Raw genomic sequence first — 20218 nt, 5'->3', positions numbered from 1 at the left:
CGTTTGTGAGCGCAGAGGTTCCGGGATGTCGCCGGTCTGATTATCCCTCTCTGCGCTTACTTTCTTTTTTCGTTAGCGCAGTAACGGGCAGTCTGGCGGCAAACGGCAACGCAGCGCGTTGGGAAGTATTTCAATATGAAATTCCTGACCACTGAGCGGCTCGCCATCGAGGTTAAAGGTGATTTCATGCGGAGCCTGAATATCAAACCAGGCGGATGCGCCATCGACAATGTTGGGGTTCTCTTCCGGCTGCGTCAATGTGGAAAACAGCGCCGGAAGCAGCTCCTCACCGGTGAAGATCCGCAGTTGCAGCAGCCCGTCATTAATGAGTGCGCCAGGGCAGAGCTGTTGTCCGCCACCGGCCTGACGACCATTACCAATGCCAATCACCAGCGCATCGCCCTGCCAGTGAAAATTCTCGCCGCGAATCTCACAGCGATCGGGCTTGAGGGTGTCCATGCGCATCAGCCCATGAATAAAGTAAGAGACGCCGCCCAGCGCGGCCTTGAGTTTTTCCGGTGTTTCGGTGGTGATGCGCGTCCCGAACCCCCCTGTCGCCATATTAATAAAGCAGGTTTTATCGTTGACCTGAGCGATATCGATCGCAACTGCGTTACCGGCAATCGCCAGTTTTAAGGCTTTATCCAGCGCTTCCGGTATGCCGGCGCTGGTGGCAAAGTCATTGGCCGTGCCCAGAGGCAAAATGCCAAGCGCGGGAACGTTGCCGCCCTGACACTGAATCAGCGCGGCGGAAACTTCATTGATGGTGCCGTCGCCGCCGCCTGCAATAACTGTCTCAACGCCAAGCTGTCGGGCTTCATTAACATAACGCTGGGCATCGCCTTTTTCCCAGGTAACCCGGACGTGAATCTCCACGCCCTCATCGCGAAGTAGCCCTATCGCGTCGCGCAGGGGCTGATTATCAGCGCCTTTGCCATTTAAAATCAGTAAGCTGGCGGGAAACGTAGCCATCCTTTGTTTGCCTCTGTCGTTAACCTGTTGAAAGTGTATAGCAGAAAAGGCGCGGAAAGGTCAGAACAGGCTGAAAATGGAAGGTTTGTGCAGCACAAAAAAATAAGCCTGCGTAAGGGAGATTACGCAGGCTAAGGAGGTGGTTCCTGGTACAGCTAGCATTTATGGGTTATGTTTTTCAGCGCCTCGGATAATACCCGTAATGAACGAGGCGGTATGTGATCGATTTCTAAGAATCTTCCCATAATGAAAAAATAACGTGGATTAACTACTTAGCGTGTGGGTTCCGTGTGGATTCGCCGGAAAAATTACGCATTAACAACGCATAATTCAGATCCATATCCTGCGGCACCGGCATCCAGACGGTGTAGCCATCGCCAGGCGCCACCGGCATTGCTTCACCTTTGGCGTTTTCCATATGTTCCAGAGTGAAGTTGACGTTCCCCTGCGGCGTCATCAGCTCCAGGCTGTCGCCGATGGAGAATTTGTTCTTCACGGCAACGGCGGCAAGGGCGCCTTTACGCTCGCCGGTGAACTCACCCACGAACTGCTGACGTTCAGAAACAGAGTAACCGTACTCGTAATTCTGGTAGTCATCATGCGTGTGGCGGCGCAGAAAGCCTTCGGTGTAACCGCGATGCGCCAGGCCTTCCAGCGTTTCCAGCAGTTGCGGATCAAACGGCTTGCCCGCAGCGGCATCGTCGATCGCTTTGCGATAAACCTGAGCGGTACGCGCACAGTAGTAGAAGGATTTGGTACGGCCTTCGATTTTCAGTGAGTGCACGCCCATTTTGGTCAGGCGTTCAACGTGAGCAATGGCGCGCAGATCTTTCGAGTTCATGATGTAGGTGCCGTGTTCATCTTCGAACGCGGTCATGTATTCGCCCGGACGCTGAGCTTCTTCGATCATAAACACTTTGTCGGTCGGTGCGCCGATACCCAGCGTCGGCTCGACGTTCTGTACCGGAATCGGTTCGTATTTATGGACGATGTTGCCCACGACGTCTTCTTTCCCTTCCTGCACGTTATATTCCCAACGGCAGGCGTTGGTGCAGGTTCCCTGGTTCGGATCGCGCTTGTTGATGTAGCCAGAGAGCAGGCAACGACCGGAGTAGGCCATGCACAGCGCGCCGTGTACGAAGATTTCGATCTCCATTTCCGGCACCTGTTGACGAATCTCTTCAATCTCTTCCAGTGACAGTTCGCGGGAAAGAATAACGCGGGTCAGCCCCATCTGGTTCCAGAATTTCACCGTTGCCCAGTTTACGGCGTTGGCCTGCACCGAAAGGTGAATCGGCATCTCCGGGAAGTTTTCACGTACCAGCATGATAAGCCCGGGATCGGACATGATCAGCGCATCCGGCCCCATTTCCACAACCGGTTTAAGATCGCGAATAAAGGTTTTCAGTTTCGCGTTATGCGGCGCAATGTTCACGACCACATAGAATTTTTTGCCAAGCGCGTGGGCTTCGTTAATGCCGAGCTGCAAATTCTCGTGGTTAAATTCGTTGTTGCGCACGCGCAGGGAGTAACGCGGTTGGCCCGCATACACGGCATCTGCGCCATAAGCGAAAGCGTAACGCATATTTTTCAGCGTTCCCGCCGGGGAAAGGAGTTCCGGTTTAAACATAATTTTCTCGTTCTGATGACAGGTCAGATCCGCTTCACTGAATGAGGCGGTTAGGGGGAGTGCCCCTACGTTAAGGGCGGGCATTGTAGCGCTGTGGGGGAGGCAGGTAAAGAAAAACGCCGGATGGCGGCGTAGCGCCTTCTCTGGCCGACAACACTCTTATTTGTCGGCCGGATCAGCGGAGCGTCATCCGGCTATTGCAGGCGTGACTTATGCAATCCGGCAGGTATCCGCTTCCCAGCGATACCCGACGCCGTATACCGCACGGATGAACGACTGTTCGGCATCCAGTGATTCCAGCTTGCGGCGCAGGTTTTTGATGTGGCTGTCAATGGTGCGGTCCGTCACCACGCGATAATCATCGTAGAGATGATTAAGCAGTTGCTCGCGGGAGAAAACTTTCCCCGGCTCGTGAGACAGCGTTTTCAACAGGCGAAACTCTGCGGGGGTCAGGTCGAGCATCTTGCCGCGCCAGGATGCCTGAAAACGGCCTTCATCAACAATCAGCGGGCTTTGCGCGTCCAGCTGTTGCAGCTCACGCTGCGGCTTGCAGCGGCGCAAAATCGTTTTCACGCGGGCGACCACCTCACGGGGGCTGTAAGGTTTGCAGATGTAATCATCGGCGCCAATCTCCAGCCCAAGCAGGCGGTCGATCTCTTCAATCTTTGCCGTGACCATCACGATGGGCACGTCAGAAAAACGGCGAATTTCCCGGCACAGCGTCAGGCCGTCCGTACCTGGCAGCATTAAGTCCAGCAGGATCAGGTCTGGCGGCGTTTGATGCACATACTGCAATACCTGATCGCCATGACTGATTAGCGTGGGGGCATAGCTTGCGGCGCGCAGATAGTCGATCAGCAGTTGTCCCAGCTTGGGTTCATCTTCCACGATTAAAATACGCGGCGTGTTTTCATCAATGGGTAACTCAGTCATACATCTCTCTGTAAATCGCGTTCCAGCGGTAACTCTACTGTAATGCTAAGCCCGCCAAAAGGCGAATGGGACGCCCGGATACGACCATTATGCGCTTGTACGATATTGTCGCAAATCGCCAGTCCCAGACCGGACCCGCCGCTGGCGCGGTTGCGGGAGCCTTCTGTGCGGTAGAAACGTTCAAACAGTTTTTGTAACTGCTCATCGCGAACGCCGGGCGCGGAATCGGCGAACGTTAACAGCAGCATGTTGTCGCGCTGCTCGGCGGAAATGTGCAGGCTGCCGCCGCTGTCGGTGTAGCGCAGACTATTTTCCAGCAGATTATTGAATAACTGCATCAGACGATCCGGATCGCCGAATACCATCACGCTGTCAGGAAGGGAAAAGTGTAACGTCAGCCCACGGCTGGCGAAGCGCTCGCGAAACGCGCCGCCCGCCACCTCCAGCAGGGGAATCAGGTCCACCGATGTTTTCTGGTACGCCAGCGCGCCTTCATCGGACATAGAAAGCTGATGCAGATCGTCAACCAGCTTGGTGAGCGTGCCGACTTCAGCCTGGAGCGAGGCCACCGATTCGGGCGTAAACTGGCGGACTCCGTCCTGGATAGCCTCCAGCTCACCGCGCAATACCGCCAGCGGCGTGCGCAGTTCGTGGGAGATATCCGCCATAAAATCGCGGCGCATTTGCTGATTTTTTTCCAGCGTGCTGGCGAGCTGGTTAAAATCCTGCGCCAGTTTACCCAGTTCATCCGCGCTGGTCGGCGTTACGCGCGTCGTGAAGTCGCCTGCGGCCAGTTTGTGCGTGCCTTCCACCAGCCGCTTAACGGGCGCCAGCAACCCGCGCGCCAGCGGAAACGTCGCCAGCGCCGCCAGCAGAGTCGACAACGCCACGATCAGCCAGCTGGTACGGCGCTGTTGCTTATCAAAATTAATATCGGTATTGCGCGTCAGTCGCTCAACGGGAGAGGCAATCACCGCGCCAACCTCCACACCGTTTACGTGAATAGCCCGGCGGGTGCCGTCTCGCGGGACTGGCGCTCGCGGGCCGACCAGCACATTGGCGTGTTGATCGACGACCCAAAATTGGGTTCGCCAGCCATGCGGCGGCATCCCGGGGCCGGGTTTGTTATCGTCGTTGTCATGCTCAAAAGAGCGCAGGATCTGGAAAACGAAGCGATCGTTATTGCGTAAAAAACGCCAGTTGCCGTGCAGCGAGTACTGCTCGCCCAGCGCGTCGCCGAGCATCTGCAACCGCTGTTCGTTGCCATGTTTGATGTAGTCGATAAACCCACGCTCAAAGCTGATGCGTACGGCCCAGTGCATGCTGATCAGCAAGACAATGCAGGTGGCGAAAATCGCCAGAAACAATTTGCCGGTAATACCGGGCCGCCAGAACTTCATTGCGTGCTCCTTTTGCGTCGTGAAATGACGGCGTTTTTATGCGTGTCGTTCGGCACCCGGGCGAAGATGAGTGCGGGCAGCGCGATAATCAGGGCCATGCACAGCCAGGTATACATAAACACCGTGTGGCTCGCGCCGCTGTCGGCCGCGATATGTTGTTGACCAAACATGCCCAGCAGCAGCCCGGCGATGGTCACGCCAATACTCATCGACAGCTGCATGATCATGGACAGCAAGCTGTTGCCGCTGCTGGCGAGTTCATCGGGCAGATCTTTGAGCGTTAAGGTGTTCATGGATGAAAAACGGGTGGAGTTGACCATGCCTTGCAGGAACAGCACAAAGGGCAGGGCGTAATACCAGCCAAGCATCGCAACGCTCATAAACAGCAGGCTGACCAGCGACAGACCGAGGGTGGTGGCGACCAGTACGCGACGATAGCCAAAGCGGTTTACCACCTGTACGACGATACGTTTCATTCCCATGCTGCCGAGTACCATCGGGATCATCATCAACCCGGCATGAAACGGCGAGAACCCCAGACCAATCTGCAAAAAGACCGGCGTCATGAAGGGCAGCATGCCGCTCCCGACGCGCCCGGCGAAGCTACCAGACAGGCCCAGCGAGAAGGTGTGGGTGCGAAACAGCGCCAGACTAAACAGCGCGCGCGGATTGTTTTTGGCGTGTTTCAGGTAGAGCGCAATCGCCAGGATGCCGCACAACACCAGTGCGCCCAGTGAGAGAGGCGAGAGCCCCGTGCCTTTGCTGCCGTCCAGCGCCATCGTCAGTACCGCCATGCCGACGGCCAGCAGGAGGAACCCTGAAAGATCGAAGCGCCGGGTTTGCATGGTGTAGTTCGGCATCAGCATGAGCGTCGCAATCGCCCCGACAATGCCGACCGGAATGTTAATCAGGAAAATCCAGTGCCAGGAGGCGTACTCGACCAGAATGCCGCCCAGCGCCGGGCCGAGCAGCGGCCCGACCTGACCGGGCAGCGTGACGAAGGTCATCGCCGCCATATATTGTTCGCGCGGAACGATCTTCATGACCGTCAGTCTGCCGACCGGCACCATCATGGCGCCGCCCACGCCCTGTAAAACGCGCGCCAGCACCAGTTCATTCAGCGTGCTGGACCAGGCGCAAAATAGCGATCCCAACGTAAACAGCACAATGGCGGTAAAGAAGATATTACGCACGCCGACTTTATCCGCCAGCCAGCCGCTGGCAGGCAGCATTACCGCCACGGTCAGTACATAGGAAACCACGACCATGTGCATATGCAGCGGGCTTTCCCCCAGACTGAGCGCCATAGAGGGAAGCGCGGTGTTGACGATTGTGGTATCCAGCGATTGCATAAAAAAGCCGAATGCCACAATCCAGAGTTGCCAGCGTGTGCTGTCAGGAAGTTCTGTCATGGCTCTGTTATGGATTCCGGTTGGCTATTATTACGTGAAAAACGCAGCCGCAGACGGTCGAAAAAGAGATAGACCACCGGGGTGGTATAGAGCGTCAGCAGCTGGCTCATCACCAGTCCGCCCACGATCGTAATCCCTAATGGTTGACGTAACTCTGAACCATCGCCCCCGGAGATAACCAGCGGCAGCGCGCCAAACAGCGCCGCCAGCGTGGTCATCATGATTGGGCGAAAACGCAGCAGGCAGGCCTGGAAAATCGCCTGTTCCGGCGTCAGGTTGCCGTTTCTCTGCGCCTCAAGCGCAAAATCGACCATCATGATGGCGTTTTTCTTCACAATGCCAATTAATAGCATGATCCCGATGAGCGCGATTAGGCTGAACGGGGCATTGAACAGCTCCAGCGCCAGTAGCGCCCCCACGCCTGCGGAGGGGAGGGTAGAGAGGATGGTCAGCGGATGAACATAACTTTCATACAATATCCCCAACACAATATAGACCGTCGCGATCGCCGCCAGGATCAGAATCACCTGCGAATTCATCGTCTCCTGGAAAACCTGTGCCGTGCCGGCGAAACTGCCGCGCACCGTTGACGGTACGCCAAGCTGTGTCATCGCCCGGTTGATGGCTTCCGTCGCTTCGGACAGCGACGTGCCCGTAGGCAGGTTAAACGCGATAGTCGAGGCGGCGGACAACCCCTGGTGATTCACTGACAGCGGCGCATTGGCGGGCTGCCATTTTGCAAAATAAGAGAGCGGAATCGCCTTCCCGTCGCTGTTAATGACGAACATCTTCTCCAGCGCGCTGATGTCCTGGGTATAGCGTGAGTCAACCTCCATCACAACCTTATACTGGTTCATCGGCTGATAGATGGTGGAAATTTGCCGTTGACCGAAGGCATTATTCAGCAGACTGTTGGCGGCCTGCACGTCGATCCCCAGCCGGGACATGGTTTCGCGGTCGTAAATCAGGTTCATCTCCGCGCCGTTATCTTGCTGGTCGGAGTTAACGTCCGCCAGTTGGGGGAGCGCCGCCAGCGCTTTACGGATTTTCGGCTCCCATTCCCGCAGCGCGCTTAAATCATCAGACAGCAGGGCATACTGGTAGCTGGCGTTAGCCTGCCGCCCGCCGACGCGGATATCCTGCACCGCCATCAGAAACAGGTTTGCGCCCGGCTCTTTTGCCAGCGCGACCCGCAGCCGGTCGATAACCTGCTGCGCCGTTTCATGGCGCTCGCCGCGTGATTTCAGCGTAATAAACATCATCCCGCTGTTGACCCGCGAACCGCCGGTGAAGCCGGTCACGTTGTCGACCGCCGGATCGTCGCGAATGATCTTCATAAAGTCCTGAAGTTTGCCGCGCATCGCCTGAAACGAAATACTCTGGTCAGCCTGAATGCCGCCCATCAGTACGCCTGTATCCTGTTCGGGGAAGAAGGTTTTGGGGATGGAAATATAGAGCCAGATATTCAGCGCAATGGTGCCCAACAAGACGACGCCCACCAGCCGCGTATGGTTTAGCACCCATTTCAGCGATGTGCCGTACCCCTGTTGCAGGCCAGTCAGCAGACGGCCAAAGCCGCGGCTTCGCGTCTGCTCGCGAGGCTTGCTGGACTTCAGCATCCAGCCGCACATCATGGGGGTTAGCGTGAGCGAGACGAGCAGCGAGATGCCGATCGCCACCGAAAGGGTGACGGCAAACTCGCGTAATAATCTTCCGGGCAATCCCCCCATCAGCAAGAGCGGCAGGAATACCGCCACCAGGGAGAGGCTCATGGAGAGCACCGTAAAGCCAACTTCACGCGTTCCCTGAAGCGCCGCCTGCAAGGGCTTCATGCCGGCTTCAAGATGGCGGGAGATATTTTCCAGCACCACAATGGCGTCATCGACGACAAACCCGGTGGCGATAGTCAGCGCCATCAGCGACAGGTTGTTCAGGCTAAAACCGCACAGGTACATTGCGGCGAAGGTGCCAATCAGCGACACGGGAACCGCAACGGCAGGAATCAACGTTGCGCGCCCGGAGCGCAGAAATAAAAAGACCACCAGAATGACCAGCGCGACGGAAATAACCAGCGTCTGCTCCACTTCCTCCAGCGAGGCGCGAATCGTCGGGGAACGATCCTGAGCGATTTGCAGGTCAATTGAGGCGGGAATCAGCGTTTGTAATTCCGGGAGCTTCTCGCGAATGCTGTCTACCGTCTGGATGATATTGGCTTCCGGCAGCTTGCGAATCATCAGCAAAATCGCCGGTTTGGCGTTGGTCATCCCGGCGTTACGCACATCCTGCACCGAGTCAGTTACCGTGGCGACATCGCCCAGACGCACGGCGGCGCCGTTGTTGTAGTGGATAATCAACGGCTGGTATTCCGTCGCCGTTTTCAGTTCATCATTTGTCTGAACCTGCCAGCGATGAGTCTTGTCGTCGATCGCGCCCTGTGGCTTACGCACGTTGGCATTGCTGATGGCGCTGCGCACGTCATCCAGCGATACGCCCTGATTAAACAACGCCTGCGGGTTAAGCCCCACGCGCACGGCGGGCAGCGAACTGCCGCCGACATCCACATCGCCGACGCCGTCAATCTGCGCGATTGTCTGCGCCAGTTGCGTTGAGGCGAAGTCATACAGCTCTCCCTGCGACCAGGTGTCCGATGTGAGCGTCAGAATCATAATCGGCGCGTCGGACGGGTTGGCTTTACGGTAGGTCGGGCGGCTGGGCATCCCGCTGGGCAGCAGACTCTGTGCGGCATTAATTGCCGCCTGCACGTCACGCGCCGCGCCGTTGATATCACGGTCAAAGTTAAACTGAAGAATAATTCGCGTGCTGCCCAGCGAGCTGCTGGAGGTCATCTCACTGACTCCCGCGATGCGTCCGAGTGAACGCTCCAGCGGCGTGGCGACCGACGACGCCATGGTTTCCGGCGAAGCGCCCGGAAGCGATGCGCTCACCATAATGACCGGAAAATCCACCTGCGGCAGCGGGGCGACCGGCAATAACCGGAAACCCAGCACGCCGCAGAGCGTAATGGCGATGGAGATTAAAATGGTCGCCACCGGGCGGTAAATGAAAAGGGCGAAAAATTTCATTTACGCCTCCTCTTCCTGGCGGGGGAAGCGGCTTTTCACATACAGCGACAGGCGGTCAAACAGCAGATAGATGACGGGCGTGGTGAACAGGGTTAAGACCTGGCTGACCAGCAGGCCGCCTACCATGCCAATCCCTAACGGGCGGCGTAATTCCGCGCCTGTGCCGGTACTTAACATCAATGGCAGCGCGCCTAACAGTGCCGCCAGCGTGGTCATCAGAATCGGGCGAAAACGCAGCAGACAGGCCTGGAAAATCGCATCACGCGGCGCCATTCCCTGCTCGCGCTCGGCGGCCAGGGCGAAGTCGATCATCATGATGGCGTTCTTCTTCACAATACCGATCAACAAAATGATCCCGATGATGGCAATCACGTCCAGTTCACTACCGGCAATCATGAGCGCCAGCAGCGCCCCGACGCCCGCCGTCGGCAGGGTGGAGAGGATCGTGATTGGGTGGATAAAGCTTTCGTACAGCACGCCAAGCACGATATACATCGCCACCACTGCCGCCACGATCAGCCAGACGGTGCTGCCGAGCGCGGCCTGGAAGGCCAGTGTGCTGCCCTGGAACTGGGTGGTGATATCGACTGGCAGGTTGACCGTTTTCTCCGTGTCCAGAATGGCCTGTACCGCATCGCCGAGCGAATAATTATCCGGCACGTTAAACGAGAAGGTCGTTACCGGGAACTGATCCAGGTGATTAATGGAAAGCGGCGCGAAACGCTGCTCGATTTTGGCGATGGCGCTAAGCGGCACAATCCCGCCGTCGCTGCTGGTCAGACGGATGGTGTCCATTGCCGCCAGCCCCGGCGTGGTGTCGGTGTTATGTTCCAGCACGACGCGATATTGATTCGCCTGGGTGTAGATGGTCGAAATCAGGCGCTGGCCAAAGGCGTTATACAGGGCGTTATCGACATCCGCCATGCTGATGCCAAGACGGCTGGCGCTGTCGCGGTCAACGTTCACATACGCCACCAGACCTTTGTCCTGCCAGTCGCTGCTGACGTCAGAAAGCTGCGGAAGCTGCTGGAGTTTTTCCATCAGCTGCGGCACCCAGGTGCTGAGCGCATCCAGTGAGGTGGCCTGTAGCGTAAACTGGTACTGCGTGCGGCTCACCTGAGTATCAATGGTGAGATCCTGCGTTGGCTGGAGGTAGAGATCGACGCCGGGCACTTTCGCCACGGCGTGTTGCAGGCGGGCGATGACTTTCTGCACCCGATCGTCACGTTCATTCAGCGGTTTAAGGTTAATTTGCAGACGCGCGCTGTTCAGCGCCGGGTTGGTGCCATCAACGCCGACAAAGGCGGTCAGGCTTTCCACCGCCGGGTCTTTTAAAATCACATCAGACACCTGGCGCTGGCGCTGGGCCATGCTGGCGAACGAGCTGGATTGCGGAGCCTGCAATGTGCCCTGAATAATGCCGTTATCCTGCACCGGGAAGAACCCTTTCGGGATAAAGACCCACAGCATGATGCTGAGAAGCAGGGTGCCGAGCGCCACGCTCAGCGTCAGCCACGGATGGTTGAGCACTTTTGCCAGCCACTGACCGTATTTCTCAATGACGCGATCAAACATTTTTTCCGCCGCGCGGGAGAAGCGGTTTTGCTTGCGCAGCGACGCCTGACTGAGCATCCGGGCGCACATCATGGGCGTCAGGGTCAGCGACACGACGGCGGAGATCAGGATCGCTACCGCCAGCGTGACCGCAAATTCGCGGAACAAACGCCCGACGATATCGCCCATAAATAACAGCGGGATCAGTACCGCAATCAGCGAGAAGGTTAATGAAATAATGGTAAAGCCGATTTCGCCAGCGCCTTTGAGCGCCGCCGCCAGCGGTTTTTCCCCTTTCTCGATGTAACGCGAAATGTTCTCAATCACCACAATCGCGTCGTCCACGACGAAGCCGGTGGCGATGGTCAGCGCCATTAGCGTCAGGTTATTGATCGAGAAATCGAGAAAGACCATTACCGCAAAAGTGCCGATCAGCGATAACGGCACGGCGACGCCCGGAATGATTGTGGCGGGGACATTACGCAGGAACAGGTAGATGATCATCACCACCAGCGCAATCGCCAGCATCAGTTCGAACTGGGTGTCGGTAACGGAAGCGCGAATGTTGGTGGTGCGATCCGACAGCACGGTGACATTGACCGATTTTGGCAGGCTTTCCGTAAGCTGCGGCAGCATCTGACGAATGCTGTCCGCCGTGGAGATAATGTTGGCGCCAGGCTGGCGCTGCACATTCATCACAATGGCCTGTTCTTTATTGGCCCACGCGCCGAGCCAGCTGTTTTCCGCGCCTTGTTCGACCGTTGCCACATCGCCCAGACGTACCGGCGCGCCGTTCTGCCAGGCGATGATTAACTGGCGATACTCATCGACAGACTGCATCTGATCGTTAGCAGAGAGCGTGACCGCGCGAGTTGGGCCATCAAGGCTCCCTTTCGCCGAGTTGACGTTGGCGCTGGTGATGGCAGCGCGAACCGTCTCGCTGGTAAGCCCCAGCGCGGCAATCGCCTGCGCATTCAGCTTCACACGCACGGCCGGGCGTTGGCCGCCGGACAGCGTGACCAGCCCTACGCCGGATACCTGGGAAATTTTCTGCGCCACCCGGGTTTCCACCATGTCTTCCACCTGCGTCATGGGCATAGCGGTTGAGGTGACGGCCAGCGTCATGATCGGTGGATCTGCCGGGTTAACTTTGCTGTATACCGGCGGGTTAGGCAGATCGCTCGGCAGCAGGTTTGTGGCCGCGTTAATGGCGGCCTGTACTTCCTGCTCGGCGACATCCAGCGGCAGAGTCAGCTGGAACTGCAACGTTACAACCGATGCGCCGCCGGAACTTTGTGACGACATCTGTTTCAGGCCGGACATTTGCCCGAACTGGCGTTCAAGCGGCGCGGTGACGGCGGAGGTCATCACATCCGGGCTGGCGCCGGGGTAGAGCGTTACCACCTGAATGGTGGGGTAGTCCACCTCCGGCAATGCGGCGACGGGCAGGAAGCGGTAACCGATAATCCCGGCGAGTAAAATCGCCACCATCAGCAGCGTGGTCGCGACAGGGCGCATAATAAACAGGCGCGACGGGCCGCCTGTGCTGCTCGGAGGTAACACCTGCATCAGGAGCGCACTCCTTTCTTACCGTATTCCCGATTCGTGGCTTTATCTTCTTTCGCCGCAGGCGCTTGCGCTTCCACCACTTCGACTTTCGCCCCATCCGTCAGACGATCGATCCCGTCCGTCACGACGCGATCGCCTGCCGACAGCCCGGCGCTGATTACCACGTTCTGACTGTCCTGAATACCCGGTTTAACCAGATGCTTGCTGACTTTGTTCTCATCATTTAACACCCAGACAAAGTGGCCTTCGTTACCCATTTGCACGGCCGCTGTCGGTATCACCACCGCGTTTTGCTGCGTGTCGACCAGCATGCGGGCGTTAACAAACTGGTTAGGGAACAGCGCGTCATCCTGGTTGTTAAAACGGGCTTTGATTTTGATGGTGCCGGTCGTGGCGTCGATTTGGTTGTCCAGGCTGAGCAGTACGCCGTCGCTTAATTTCTGTGAGTTAGTGCGATCCCAGGCTTCAACGGTTAATGTTTTGCCCGTTTTTTGCGCCTGTACGACGGTGGCGATATCGCTTTCCGGCAAGGTAAAAATAAGATCGATTGGGTGTGTCTGGGTGATAACGACAATGCCTGTGGTATCGCCGCTGGAAATTTGATTACCGACATCCACCTGTTTTAACCCCACGCGACCCTCTACCGGTGCGGTGATGCGGCTCCAGTCAAGCTGCAACTGCGCGCTGGCGACGCTGGCTTCATCGGCCTTAATGGTGCCTTCTGTTTCGCTGACCAGCGCCTGTTGCGCGTCCAGCTCCTGGCGGGAGACAAGGTTGGTTTTCACCAGCTGTTGATAGCGTGCTAAATCGCGACGGGCATTCGCCAGCGTGGCTTTGTCTTTCGCGAGCTGCCCCTGCGCTTGCGCTAAGGCGACTTTAAACTGGCTGGGATCGATTTCCGCCAGCAGATCGCCCGCTTTGACCTGTTGTCCTTCCTGGAAGTGCAGCGCCATCAGTTGACCATCCACGCGGCTGCGTACCGTGACGGTATTGGCGGCAGCGATCGTGCCCAGCCCGGTCAGATAGCGTGGTACGGCTTGTTCCGTTGCGGTCGCCGCCTGAACCGGCGCCAGCGGGCCGGAACGCATGCCGCGACGTCCTGCGCCAGCCTGACGTTGCGCATGTTCGTTAGCGCCCGGCGCATTCCCCTGGGTTTCGCTGCGACTATGCCAGAACCCGTACACGGCAATGGCCGCCACAACGACCACGATTGCTATCACCCAGCGGGATTTTTTACTGCCTTTCATCGTTATAAGTTTCTCATCCTGAAACGTTTCGCGGAATGATACTAGTTTAGTCATCCATAACGGGAGAAAAATGGAGGAATTATGAAACACTGTCTGGATTCGTCTGAATGACGTCGGCCTTTGCGAGGCGTTACGCAACAATCACCCATGAAAAACACGGATATTTACTCTTACGTTAGAGTGGCGGCACGGCAAAAAAAGGAGGTAAGCCACAGCTTTCAGCAGGACGCTGGAACGGGAAAGCCCCTCCCGAGGAAGGGGCTAAAATAAGGAAAGGGTTATGATGAAGTGCGTCATCATACTGGTGATACTCTTAGTGATTAGCTTTCAGACTTACTAAGACACCAGGGGGAGGGGAAACCCTCCCTAACCCTCACTCCTGAAAATAAGCCACAGCAAAAATAATGTCAATCTGCAAGCCGCTCAGCTTGCGAGGCGGTTAACGAAATACGACGTCCGCCCAGCGCGCAAGACCGGCGGTGACGGAACCGAAGTCATCGCCGCCAGCAATCGGAATGCCCGGCAACTGCTCCGCCAGCGCGTTTTTGATCAGCGGTGAGCGCGCGCTGCCGCCGGTCAGATAGATGACATCCGGTTTTTCCTGCGCATTGTCCAGCGCCAGCTGTACCTGCTCCAGAATACGCGCCAGCGGCTGGCTCAGCGCGGCTTCCAGCCCCTGCTGACTGACAGACGTCGCCAGCTCATCGCTGATAAACGGCAGCGTGGTGAGGATATCGGGCCGCCCGGACAGGGCGATTTTGCTCTCCTCCGCGCTGCGTACCAGACGATAGCTGAGGCGCTGACGCCAGACTTTAAGCAGCAGCGCGACTTTATCCGCATCGCGGGCGTCCCGAACCAGCTCGTTGAGCAGACGACCGTTGGCGCTGCTGTAGAAATCGCTCTGTGCGGGAACATCATTGGTCGCGACAGCGTTCCACCACGGCAGAACCGGCAATGCGATGCCTTTTTCGGTTTCGCCGCCCATGCCCAGCAACGGCATCAGGTGTTTAAACGCCAGCGCGATGTCCAGGTCGTTACCGCCCACGCGACAGCCGCTGTGCCCGAGCAGGCTGGAGGCGCGGTCAGCGCGCTGATGCCACTGCGGCCCCATCAGCAGCAATGAACAGTCGGTCGTCCCGCCGCCAATATCCACCACCAGTACGCGCTTCTCTTCCTGCAACGTGGCTTCATAATCCAGACCCGCCGCAACCGGTTCAAACTGGAAGACGACATCCTGAAAACCGGCGCGTTTTGCCGCGCGCTCCAGAATGCCTTGCGCCTGGCGGTTGGCCTCATCGCCACCCAGCCCCTGAAAGTTAATTGGTCGACCGATCACCGCCTGCGTGATGCTTTCCGGCAACTGCGTTTGCGCCATATGACGGATGTGCAACATCATCGCGCAAACCAGATCCTCAAACAGCGCAACCTGCTGCGGTTTTAGGCCGTTAGCGCCGAGGAAGGATTTTGGCGATTTAACGAAGTAAACCTCTTCCGGGTCGTCAATGTAGTGGCTCAGCGAAGCCAGCCCGAACTGCACGCTGCCTGCGCCGACCTCAATATCTTCTTCACGGTTGTAGCGCATTGCGCGCCGCAACAGCGCCTGCGTTTCGTCATCCGTCGCCGGAACCGCGTGATGGCGGTACAGCCACTCGCTGACGGCTTCACGCGTCGGGGCGCAAAGCATTGAGGGCAACAGCGTGCTGTTATTTTCCATTTTTAGCAACTGCGGTTGCCCGTCGCGCATGACGGCAACGGAACAGTTTGCCGTGCCGTAGTCAAAACCAATAAACACCTTAATAATCCCCATGCCAGTGAAGAAGGGGCGTGACTTTAACGAAATGTTGTAATCCCGACAACTGGAATATGAAAGCAAGGCGCGGCGTTTGAATAGCGTTTATGCTGAAGGAGAATAAAAACAGGAGTCGCAATGTATATCCTAAGCTGGCAGCCGCCTTATGACTGGTCCTGGATGTTGGGTTTTCTCGCCGCGCGTGCGGTGAGCGGCGTCGAAACGGTTGAGCCCGCGCGTTACGTTCGCAGTCTGGCGACGGGAGAACATCGGGGACTGATCGCCGTTGTACCGGAGCACCAGACGCATACGCTGCGCGTAACCCTGAGCGCGGGCTTGTTGCCCGTCGCCGAAGAATGTCTGGCAAAAATTGAACGCCTGTTCGATCTGCGCTGTAACCCCGATCAGATTGCCGACGCGCTCGGCAGTCTGGGGGCTGCGCGACCGGGATTGCGCCTGCCCGGCTCGGTGGATGCCTTCGAACAGGGCGTAAGGGCGATACTCGGGCAACTGGTCAGCGTGGCGATGGCGGCAAAGCTGACGGCGAAAGTCGCCCGTCGTTATGGCGATGTGCTTGCCGACGCGCCGGAGTATGTCTGTTTCCCCACGCCGCAAACGCTGGCGGCGGCGGACCCATTCGCGCTTAAAGCACTGGGGATGCCGCTTAAACGCGCGGAAGCGCTGATCCATCTAGCGCGTGCGACGCTGGATGGAACGTTAGAGACGGTCGCGCCGCCGGATATTGCGCTGGGGGTGAAAAACCTGCAAACCTTTCCTGGGATTGGGCGCTGGACGGCCAACTACTTCGCGCTGCGCGGCTGGCAGGCGAAAGATATCTTTTTGCCGGATGATTATCTGATTAAACAGCGGTTTTCGGGAATGACGCCCGCGCAAATCCGCCGTTATGCGGAGCGCTGGAAACCCTGGCGCTCCTACGCGTTGCTGCATATCTGGTATACGGATGGCTGGCAGCCGTCAGTTGATGGCGAAATAACTGGTGTTCAGTAACAGATCCAGCGGCTGGGCATCGGCAATGACGTCGCCGTAAATCAGATCGATGCCAATACCGGAAAGCGCATCCATGATCAGCGGCATTTGTACCGGGCCGGCAATGGTTCTGACGCCCAGCCGCTGCGCATGGCTCTGAATAATCGATACCAGCATTTCATCCATTAAATTACCGTGAAGGCTGGCGCAGAGTTCGCTATCAAGCAACAGGTAGTCAGCCATGTGGGCGCTTAAGCAATCGAAAAGCGCCAGGTCACGGTTGACCTGGCTGAGAACAATGCGACAGCCCGCCTGACGCAGTATCTGTATCGCGGGTATGGCCTTATCGGACTCTTGCATCAGGACATGTGCCGGGATAACCAGATGCAATAAGCGCGGCGGAAGTGGGCTGCGCTCCAGCTGTTCGAGCAGCTCATCAATGAATGTTGCGCGGCTGAGTCCGGCGGCGGAAAGCGGCAGGGCGATGCTCACCCCCTTACTGGCGACGGTGGATGCCGCGTGCTGGAAAAATGTCTGAAACACGCGACGATCGAGAGCGTGGCTGAGTTCGGGATCGGTTAACCCTGCGCGGAATGCCTGCTCCTCCATGATTTCGCCGTCGCTGGTCCACAGCCGCAGCGAGATCAGCCAAAAACCGCACGTTTCAGGGATGCGCGGCGACGCGACCCCGCGGGCGATCATCAATAGAGGGTTATCTTTGGTTATGTGCCATTGTTCATCCTGAGACGTGACTTCCCGCTCGCTGTGCGCCTGTTCCTGCTGCGCTTCGTACACGGTGACACGTCCCCGACCGTTGTTTTTAGAGGCATAGCAGGCGATATCCGCCTGGGACATCACGTCTGCCGCCCGGCGATTGGCGTTATTGATTAGCGTGATCCCGGCGCTGGCGCCAATGGGGTGTTCGCGGTCTTCCCACGTAAAGCGGTATTCATTAATCGCGTTGACGATCCGCGTAGAAATAAAGCGCGCGCTGTCGATATTGCAATCCGGCAGCAGGAGGCCAAATTCGTCCCCGCCCAGGCGGGCCAGCATATCGCTGGAACGCAGCATACTAAGCATTAAGGCGGCCAGTTCGCGAAGCAGCGCATCGCCTGCGGCATGCCCGGCGCTGTCGTTAACGGCTTTAAAGCGGTCAAGATCAATAAAGACCAGCGCATGATGCTGGCGCGTATCGCGTACCGTAAGCAGGATTTCTTTAAGATGGCCTTCAAAACTGACCCGGTTAGCCAGGTGGGTGAGGGCGTCATGAGAGGCGCTGTAGCTGAGCTGGCGCAGCATTTTCCGCGATTCCGTGACGTCCTGAATGACTAGTACGGAGCCGATATTCCCGCCGTCCAGCGTACTGAGCGGCGTAATGCTGTAATGAATGTCGTAGCGACCGCCGTTGCGACAGTGAAGCACCACATCCTGCTCAATGGCGGAACGCGACATATCCGCGCTATAGATATTTTCCATCAGCGGGCCGTTATCGCCAAAAGTGATGCGCAATACCGTCAGCAGCGGGATGCCGATCGCATGCTCCTGCTGCCAGCCGCTCATCTTTTCGGCGACAGGGTTCATAAAGGTTACGTTCATATCGACGTCAATACAGACAACCGCTTCCCCGATGGAATCCAGCGTAATGTGCAGGCGCTCTTTTTCCTGATACAGCGCCTCGTTAAGCTGTTTGACTTCGGTCATGTCCATGTTGATGCCAAGCAGGCGTTCCACGTCGCCGTCTTTATCCAGCACCCGGTTCGCCAGGGCGCGGATATGCCGGATGCCATCTTTTACGCCAATCCTGAATTCGAGCTTAAAGGGGAGACGTGCCGCCAGAGACTCGCGGATGATCTTTTCCGTCGGCGCGCGGTCTTCCGGCAACAGGCAGTCGTGCCAGAGTTGCCAGGTGGGTTTGATATGCGGCGGAACCTCATACAGCTCAAACATGCGCTTATCCCAGCTGATCACGTCAGGCCGCAGTTCCCATTCCCAGATGCCGATACCGCCCGCTTCGTTCGCCAGCGTAATCCGCTCCATCAAGCGCTTGTTTACCCGTTCGGTATGTTTCAGGTCGTTGATATCTTCAATTTGCGCAATGAAATAGAGCGGGGTGTTGTCGCTATGGCGAACCAGTGAAACGGCCAGTAATGCCCAGACCACATCGCCGTCGCGGGTGTAATAGCGTTTCTCCATGGAATAGCTGTTGATATCGCCGCGCACCAGCATATTCAGCTGTTCAAGGTCGTTATGCAGATCCTCAGGCCAGGTGAGCTGTTGAAAGGTGAGGGCGCGCAGTTCATCCTGGCTGTAACCAAGAAACTGACACAATGCCTTGTTGGCCTGTAGCCATTGGCCTTCGGTGCCCACTAACGCCATGCCGATCGCGGAATATTCCATCGCGTTACGAAAGCGTAATTCGCTTTCCGTGATATTTTTTTGTTCCGCCCGAAACGCATACATCACCATTGTCATGATGTTGACGGGCAGCAGGATCATTAAAAGCGGCAGCCAGGGAACGTTCATCATGGCGTATGTTTTGGGCGTTGACAGCAGCGCCGGGTCGGATGCCAGCATCAGCGACGTCATCATGACGGTGGCAAGGAAGATCAGAAACGCTTCCATACGCGGCAGACGTATCGCGCTCCACATCAGCAGAACGATAATGCAGGTGAAAGGCCACGGAACGTACAGCATAGAGAGCCAGCTTAGCCCCAGCGTTATCGTCAGCGTAAGCAGCGTTTCAAGCAGTAAACGGGGATCGCGATGGCGAAGCAGGTAGCGTGGTTTAAACAGCAAGCCTAATGGCACCAGCGCCAGCGCGCCGATAGACTCGGACAGAATCCAAATCAAAAATGTTTTTACTGGCGTCCCTTCGGGCATCAGCAGCCAGAGCAGCGCGCCTCCCAGTAGCGGTGGAATCACCGCGCTGCCCGTCGCCAGGCGGAGCCAGTCATTCAAATTTTGTAAGGGGTTATACCAGGGCAGTAGCTTACGTAACAGGATTGCGCCGACCACCGCTTCAATAATATTGATCGCCGTCCAGCCAAAATTCAGCGAACCGGCAGGAGAAAAAACGAGTGACGCACTTATGCTGCCGAGGGAACAGACCAGTGCGATCCCCGGCCACATCCGTCCTGCGTGGCGATAAAAACCGACCATCATGATTGACGTCGGGAACCACAGCGGCGCCAGCGGCGTATCGAAACGCGACAACTCCAGCGAGAAGAGTGTAAAGATAAAGGTGAGCAGACCTAAACTGACGAGACGCAGTAGAGGGTGAGGCAAGGTAACTAAAACATGTTGGGTTTGTTTACTCATTACCACGTTATCCGAATAGCCCTTGCCGTCGCGGAGGGCCCGGACGCGTCAGTTTTCATTCAGGATCATGCTAGTACAAACAATTTACGATTTATACGTCAGCGGCTCATAATTTGACATCTCCGGGGGATTAATTCCGGCATAAACGAATAAATCCGGCAGCTGCTTTAAAAATAATCATTTTAATTTGCGACAGGGAGAGATGGACGGCAATTTAGCGTTCTGTTATCTCGACTGGTATCGTGCCGCTGAAATCCCTATAATTGCCGCGTTTGGCGCTTCGGCGTCGCCCTCCCTAACATCCAGGTTAATCAGGTCGCTAAA

The 20218-nt window shown here is 57.0% G+C and carries 12 protein-coding genes; 2 read left to right on the top strand and 10 right to left on the bottom strand.

Annotated features, from left to right (window positions below):
• Positions 1 to 72: 72 nt before the first annotated feature.
• From yegS to OGX93_RS18185, 8 genes are all read right to left on the bottom strand, one after another.
• Positions 73 to 972, bottom strand: a complete 900-nt coding sequence (yegS, locus tag OGX93_RS18220; RefSeq protein ID WP_101744013.1) for a lipid kinase YegS — start codon at positions 970 to 972, stop codon at positions 73 to 75.
• 268 nt (positions 973 to 1240) lie between these two features.
• Positions 1241 to 2602 (bottom strand): prephenate-dependent tRNA uridine(34) hydroxylase TrhP, encoded by a 1362-nt coding sequence (trhP, locus tag OGX93_RS18215; protein ID WP_012131678.1) that lies wholly within the window; start codon positions 2600 to 2602, stop codon positions 1241 to 1243.
• A gap of 210 nt (positions 2603 to 2812) precedes the next feature.
• Complete coding sequence (baeR, locus tag OGX93_RS18210; protein WP_012131679.1) at positions 2813 to 3535, bottom strand: envelope stress response regulator BaeR; 723 nt, start codon at positions 3533 to 3535, stop codon at positions 2813 to 2815.
• Positions 3532 to 4935 (bottom strand): envelope stress sensor histidine kinase BaeS, encoded by a 1404-nt coding sequence (baeS, locus tag OGX93_RS18205; protein ID WP_047462573.1) that lies wholly within the window; start codon positions 4933 to 4935, stop codon positions 3532 to 3534. Before baeS ends, baeR begins: the two co-directional genes overlap by 4 nt.
• Entirely contained in the window at positions 4932 to 6347 is a 1416-nt protein-coding gene (locus OGX93_RS18200; protein WP_012131681.1) for an MFS transporter, read from the bottom strand. The genes baeS and OGX93_RS18200 overlap by 4 nt, the downstream gene beginning before the upstream one ends.
• Entirely contained in the window at positions 6344 to 9430 is a 3087-nt protein-coding gene (mdtC, locus tag OGX93_RS18195; RefSeq protein WP_012131682.1) for a multidrug efflux RND transporter permease subunit MdtC, read from the bottom strand. Before mdtC ends, OGX93_RS18200 begins: the two co-directional genes overlap by 4 nt.
• A complete protein-coding gene (gene mdtB, locus OGX93_RS18190) occupies positions 9431 to 12553 on the bottom strand; it encodes a multidrug efflux RND transporter permease subunit MdtB (RefSeq protein ID WP_012131683.1) in 3123 nt (1040 codons plus the stop codon). It lies immediately after the preceding gene.
• Positions 12553 to 13800 (bottom strand): MdtA/MuxA family multidrug efflux RND transporter periplasmic adaptor subunit, encoded by a 1248-nt coding sequence (locus tag OGX93_RS18185; protein ID WP_071258926.1) that lies wholly within the window; start codon positions 13798 to 13800, stop codon positions 12553 to 12555. Before OGX93_RS18185 ends, mdtB begins: the two co-directional genes overlap by 1 nt.
• A 280-nt stretch (positions 13801 to 14080) precedes the next feature.
• Between OGX93_RS18185 and OGX93_RS18180 the strand changes: the two genes are divergently transcribed.
• A complete protein-coding gene (locus OGX93_RS18180; protein WP_075203763.1) occupies positions 14081 to 14140 on the top strand; it encodes a type I toxin-antitoxin system Ibs family toxin in 60 nt (19 codons plus the stop codon).
• A 99-nt stretch (positions 14141 to 14239) separates the two neighbouring features.
• Here the strand turns inward: OGX93_RS18180 and yegD are convergent, their stop codons facing one another.
• The gene (gene yegD, locus OGX93_RS18175) at positions 14240 to 15592 is read right to left on the bottom strand and encodes a molecular chaperone (protein ID WP_286449168.1); all 1353 of its coding nucleotides are present in this window, start codon (positions 15590 to 15592) and stop codon (positions 14240 to 14242) included.
• Between the two features lie 135 nt (positions 15593 to 15727).
• On the opposite strand from yegD, the gene alkA reads away from it, so the two are divergent.
• Positions 15728 to 16597: a DNA-3-methyladenine glycosylase 2 gene (gene alkA, locus OGX93_RS18170; RefSeq protein ID WP_114647335.1), complete on the top strand. Its 870-nt coding sequence runs from the start codon at positions 15728 to 15730 to the stop codon at positions 16595 to 16597.
• Here alkA and OGX93_RS18165 read toward each other — a convergent pair.
• Positions 16565 to 19894: a diguanylate cyclase gene (locus tag OGX93_RS18165; protein ID WP_286449167.1), complete on the bottom strand. Its 3330-nt coding sequence runs from the start codon at positions 19892 to 19894 to the stop codon at positions 16565 to 16567. The two genes, alkA and OGX93_RS18165, sit on opposite strands and share 33 nt — an antisense overlap.
• Positions 19895 to 20218 lie beyond the last annotated feature (324 nt).

This window comes from Citrobacter sp. CK195 (genome assembly GCF_030333365.1).
GTDB lineage: Bacteria > Pseudomonadota > Gammaproteobacteria > Enterobacterales > Enterobacteriaceae > Citrobacter_B > Citrobacter_B koseri.
The sequence above is the reverse complement of the archived record's forward strand: the minus strand, read 5'-3'. Positions and strand labels throughout refer to the sequence as shown.

Bases quoted from the DNA above. Each gene is read 5' to 3' on its own strand.
- trhP (WP_012131678.1), bottom strand. From the start codon at position 2,602: ATGTTTAAACCGGAACTCCTTTCCCCGGCGGGAACGCTGAAAAATATG.
- yegS (WP_101744013.1), bottom strand. From the start codon at position 972: ATGGCTACGTTTCCCGCCAGCTTACTGATTTTAAATGGCAAAGGCGCT.
- alkA (WP_114647335.1), top strand. From the start codon at position 15,728: ATGTATATCCTAAGCTGGCAGCCGCCTTATGACTGGTCCTGGATGTTG.
- baeR (WP_012131679.1), bottom strand. From the start codon at position 3,535: ATGACTGAGTTACCCATTGATGAAAACACGCCGCGTATTTTAATCGTG.
- baeS (WP_047462573.1), bottom strand. From the start codon at position 4,935: ATGAAGTTCTGGCGGCCCGGTATTACCGGCAAATTGTTTCTGGCGATT.
- OGX93_RS18165 (WP_286449167.1), bottom strand. From the start codon at position 19,894: ATGAGTAAACAAACCCAACATGTTTTAGTTACCTTGCCTCACCCTCTA.
- mdtB (WP_012131683.1), bottom strand. From the start codon at position 12,553: ATGCAGGTGTTACCTCCGAGCAGCACAGGCGGCCCGTCGCGCCTGTTT.
- mdtC (WP_012131682.1), bottom strand. From the start codon at position 9,430: ATGAAATTTTTCGCCCTTTTCATTTACCGCCCGGTGGCGACCATTTTA.
- OGX93_RS18185 (WP_071258926.1), bottom strand. From the start codon at position 13,800: ATGAAAGGCAGTAAAAAATCCCGCTGGGTGATAGCAATCGTGGTCGTT.
- OGX93_RS18200 (WP_012131681.1), bottom strand. From the start codon at position 6,347: ATGACAGAACTTCCTGACAGCACACGCTGGCAACTCTGGATTGTGGCA.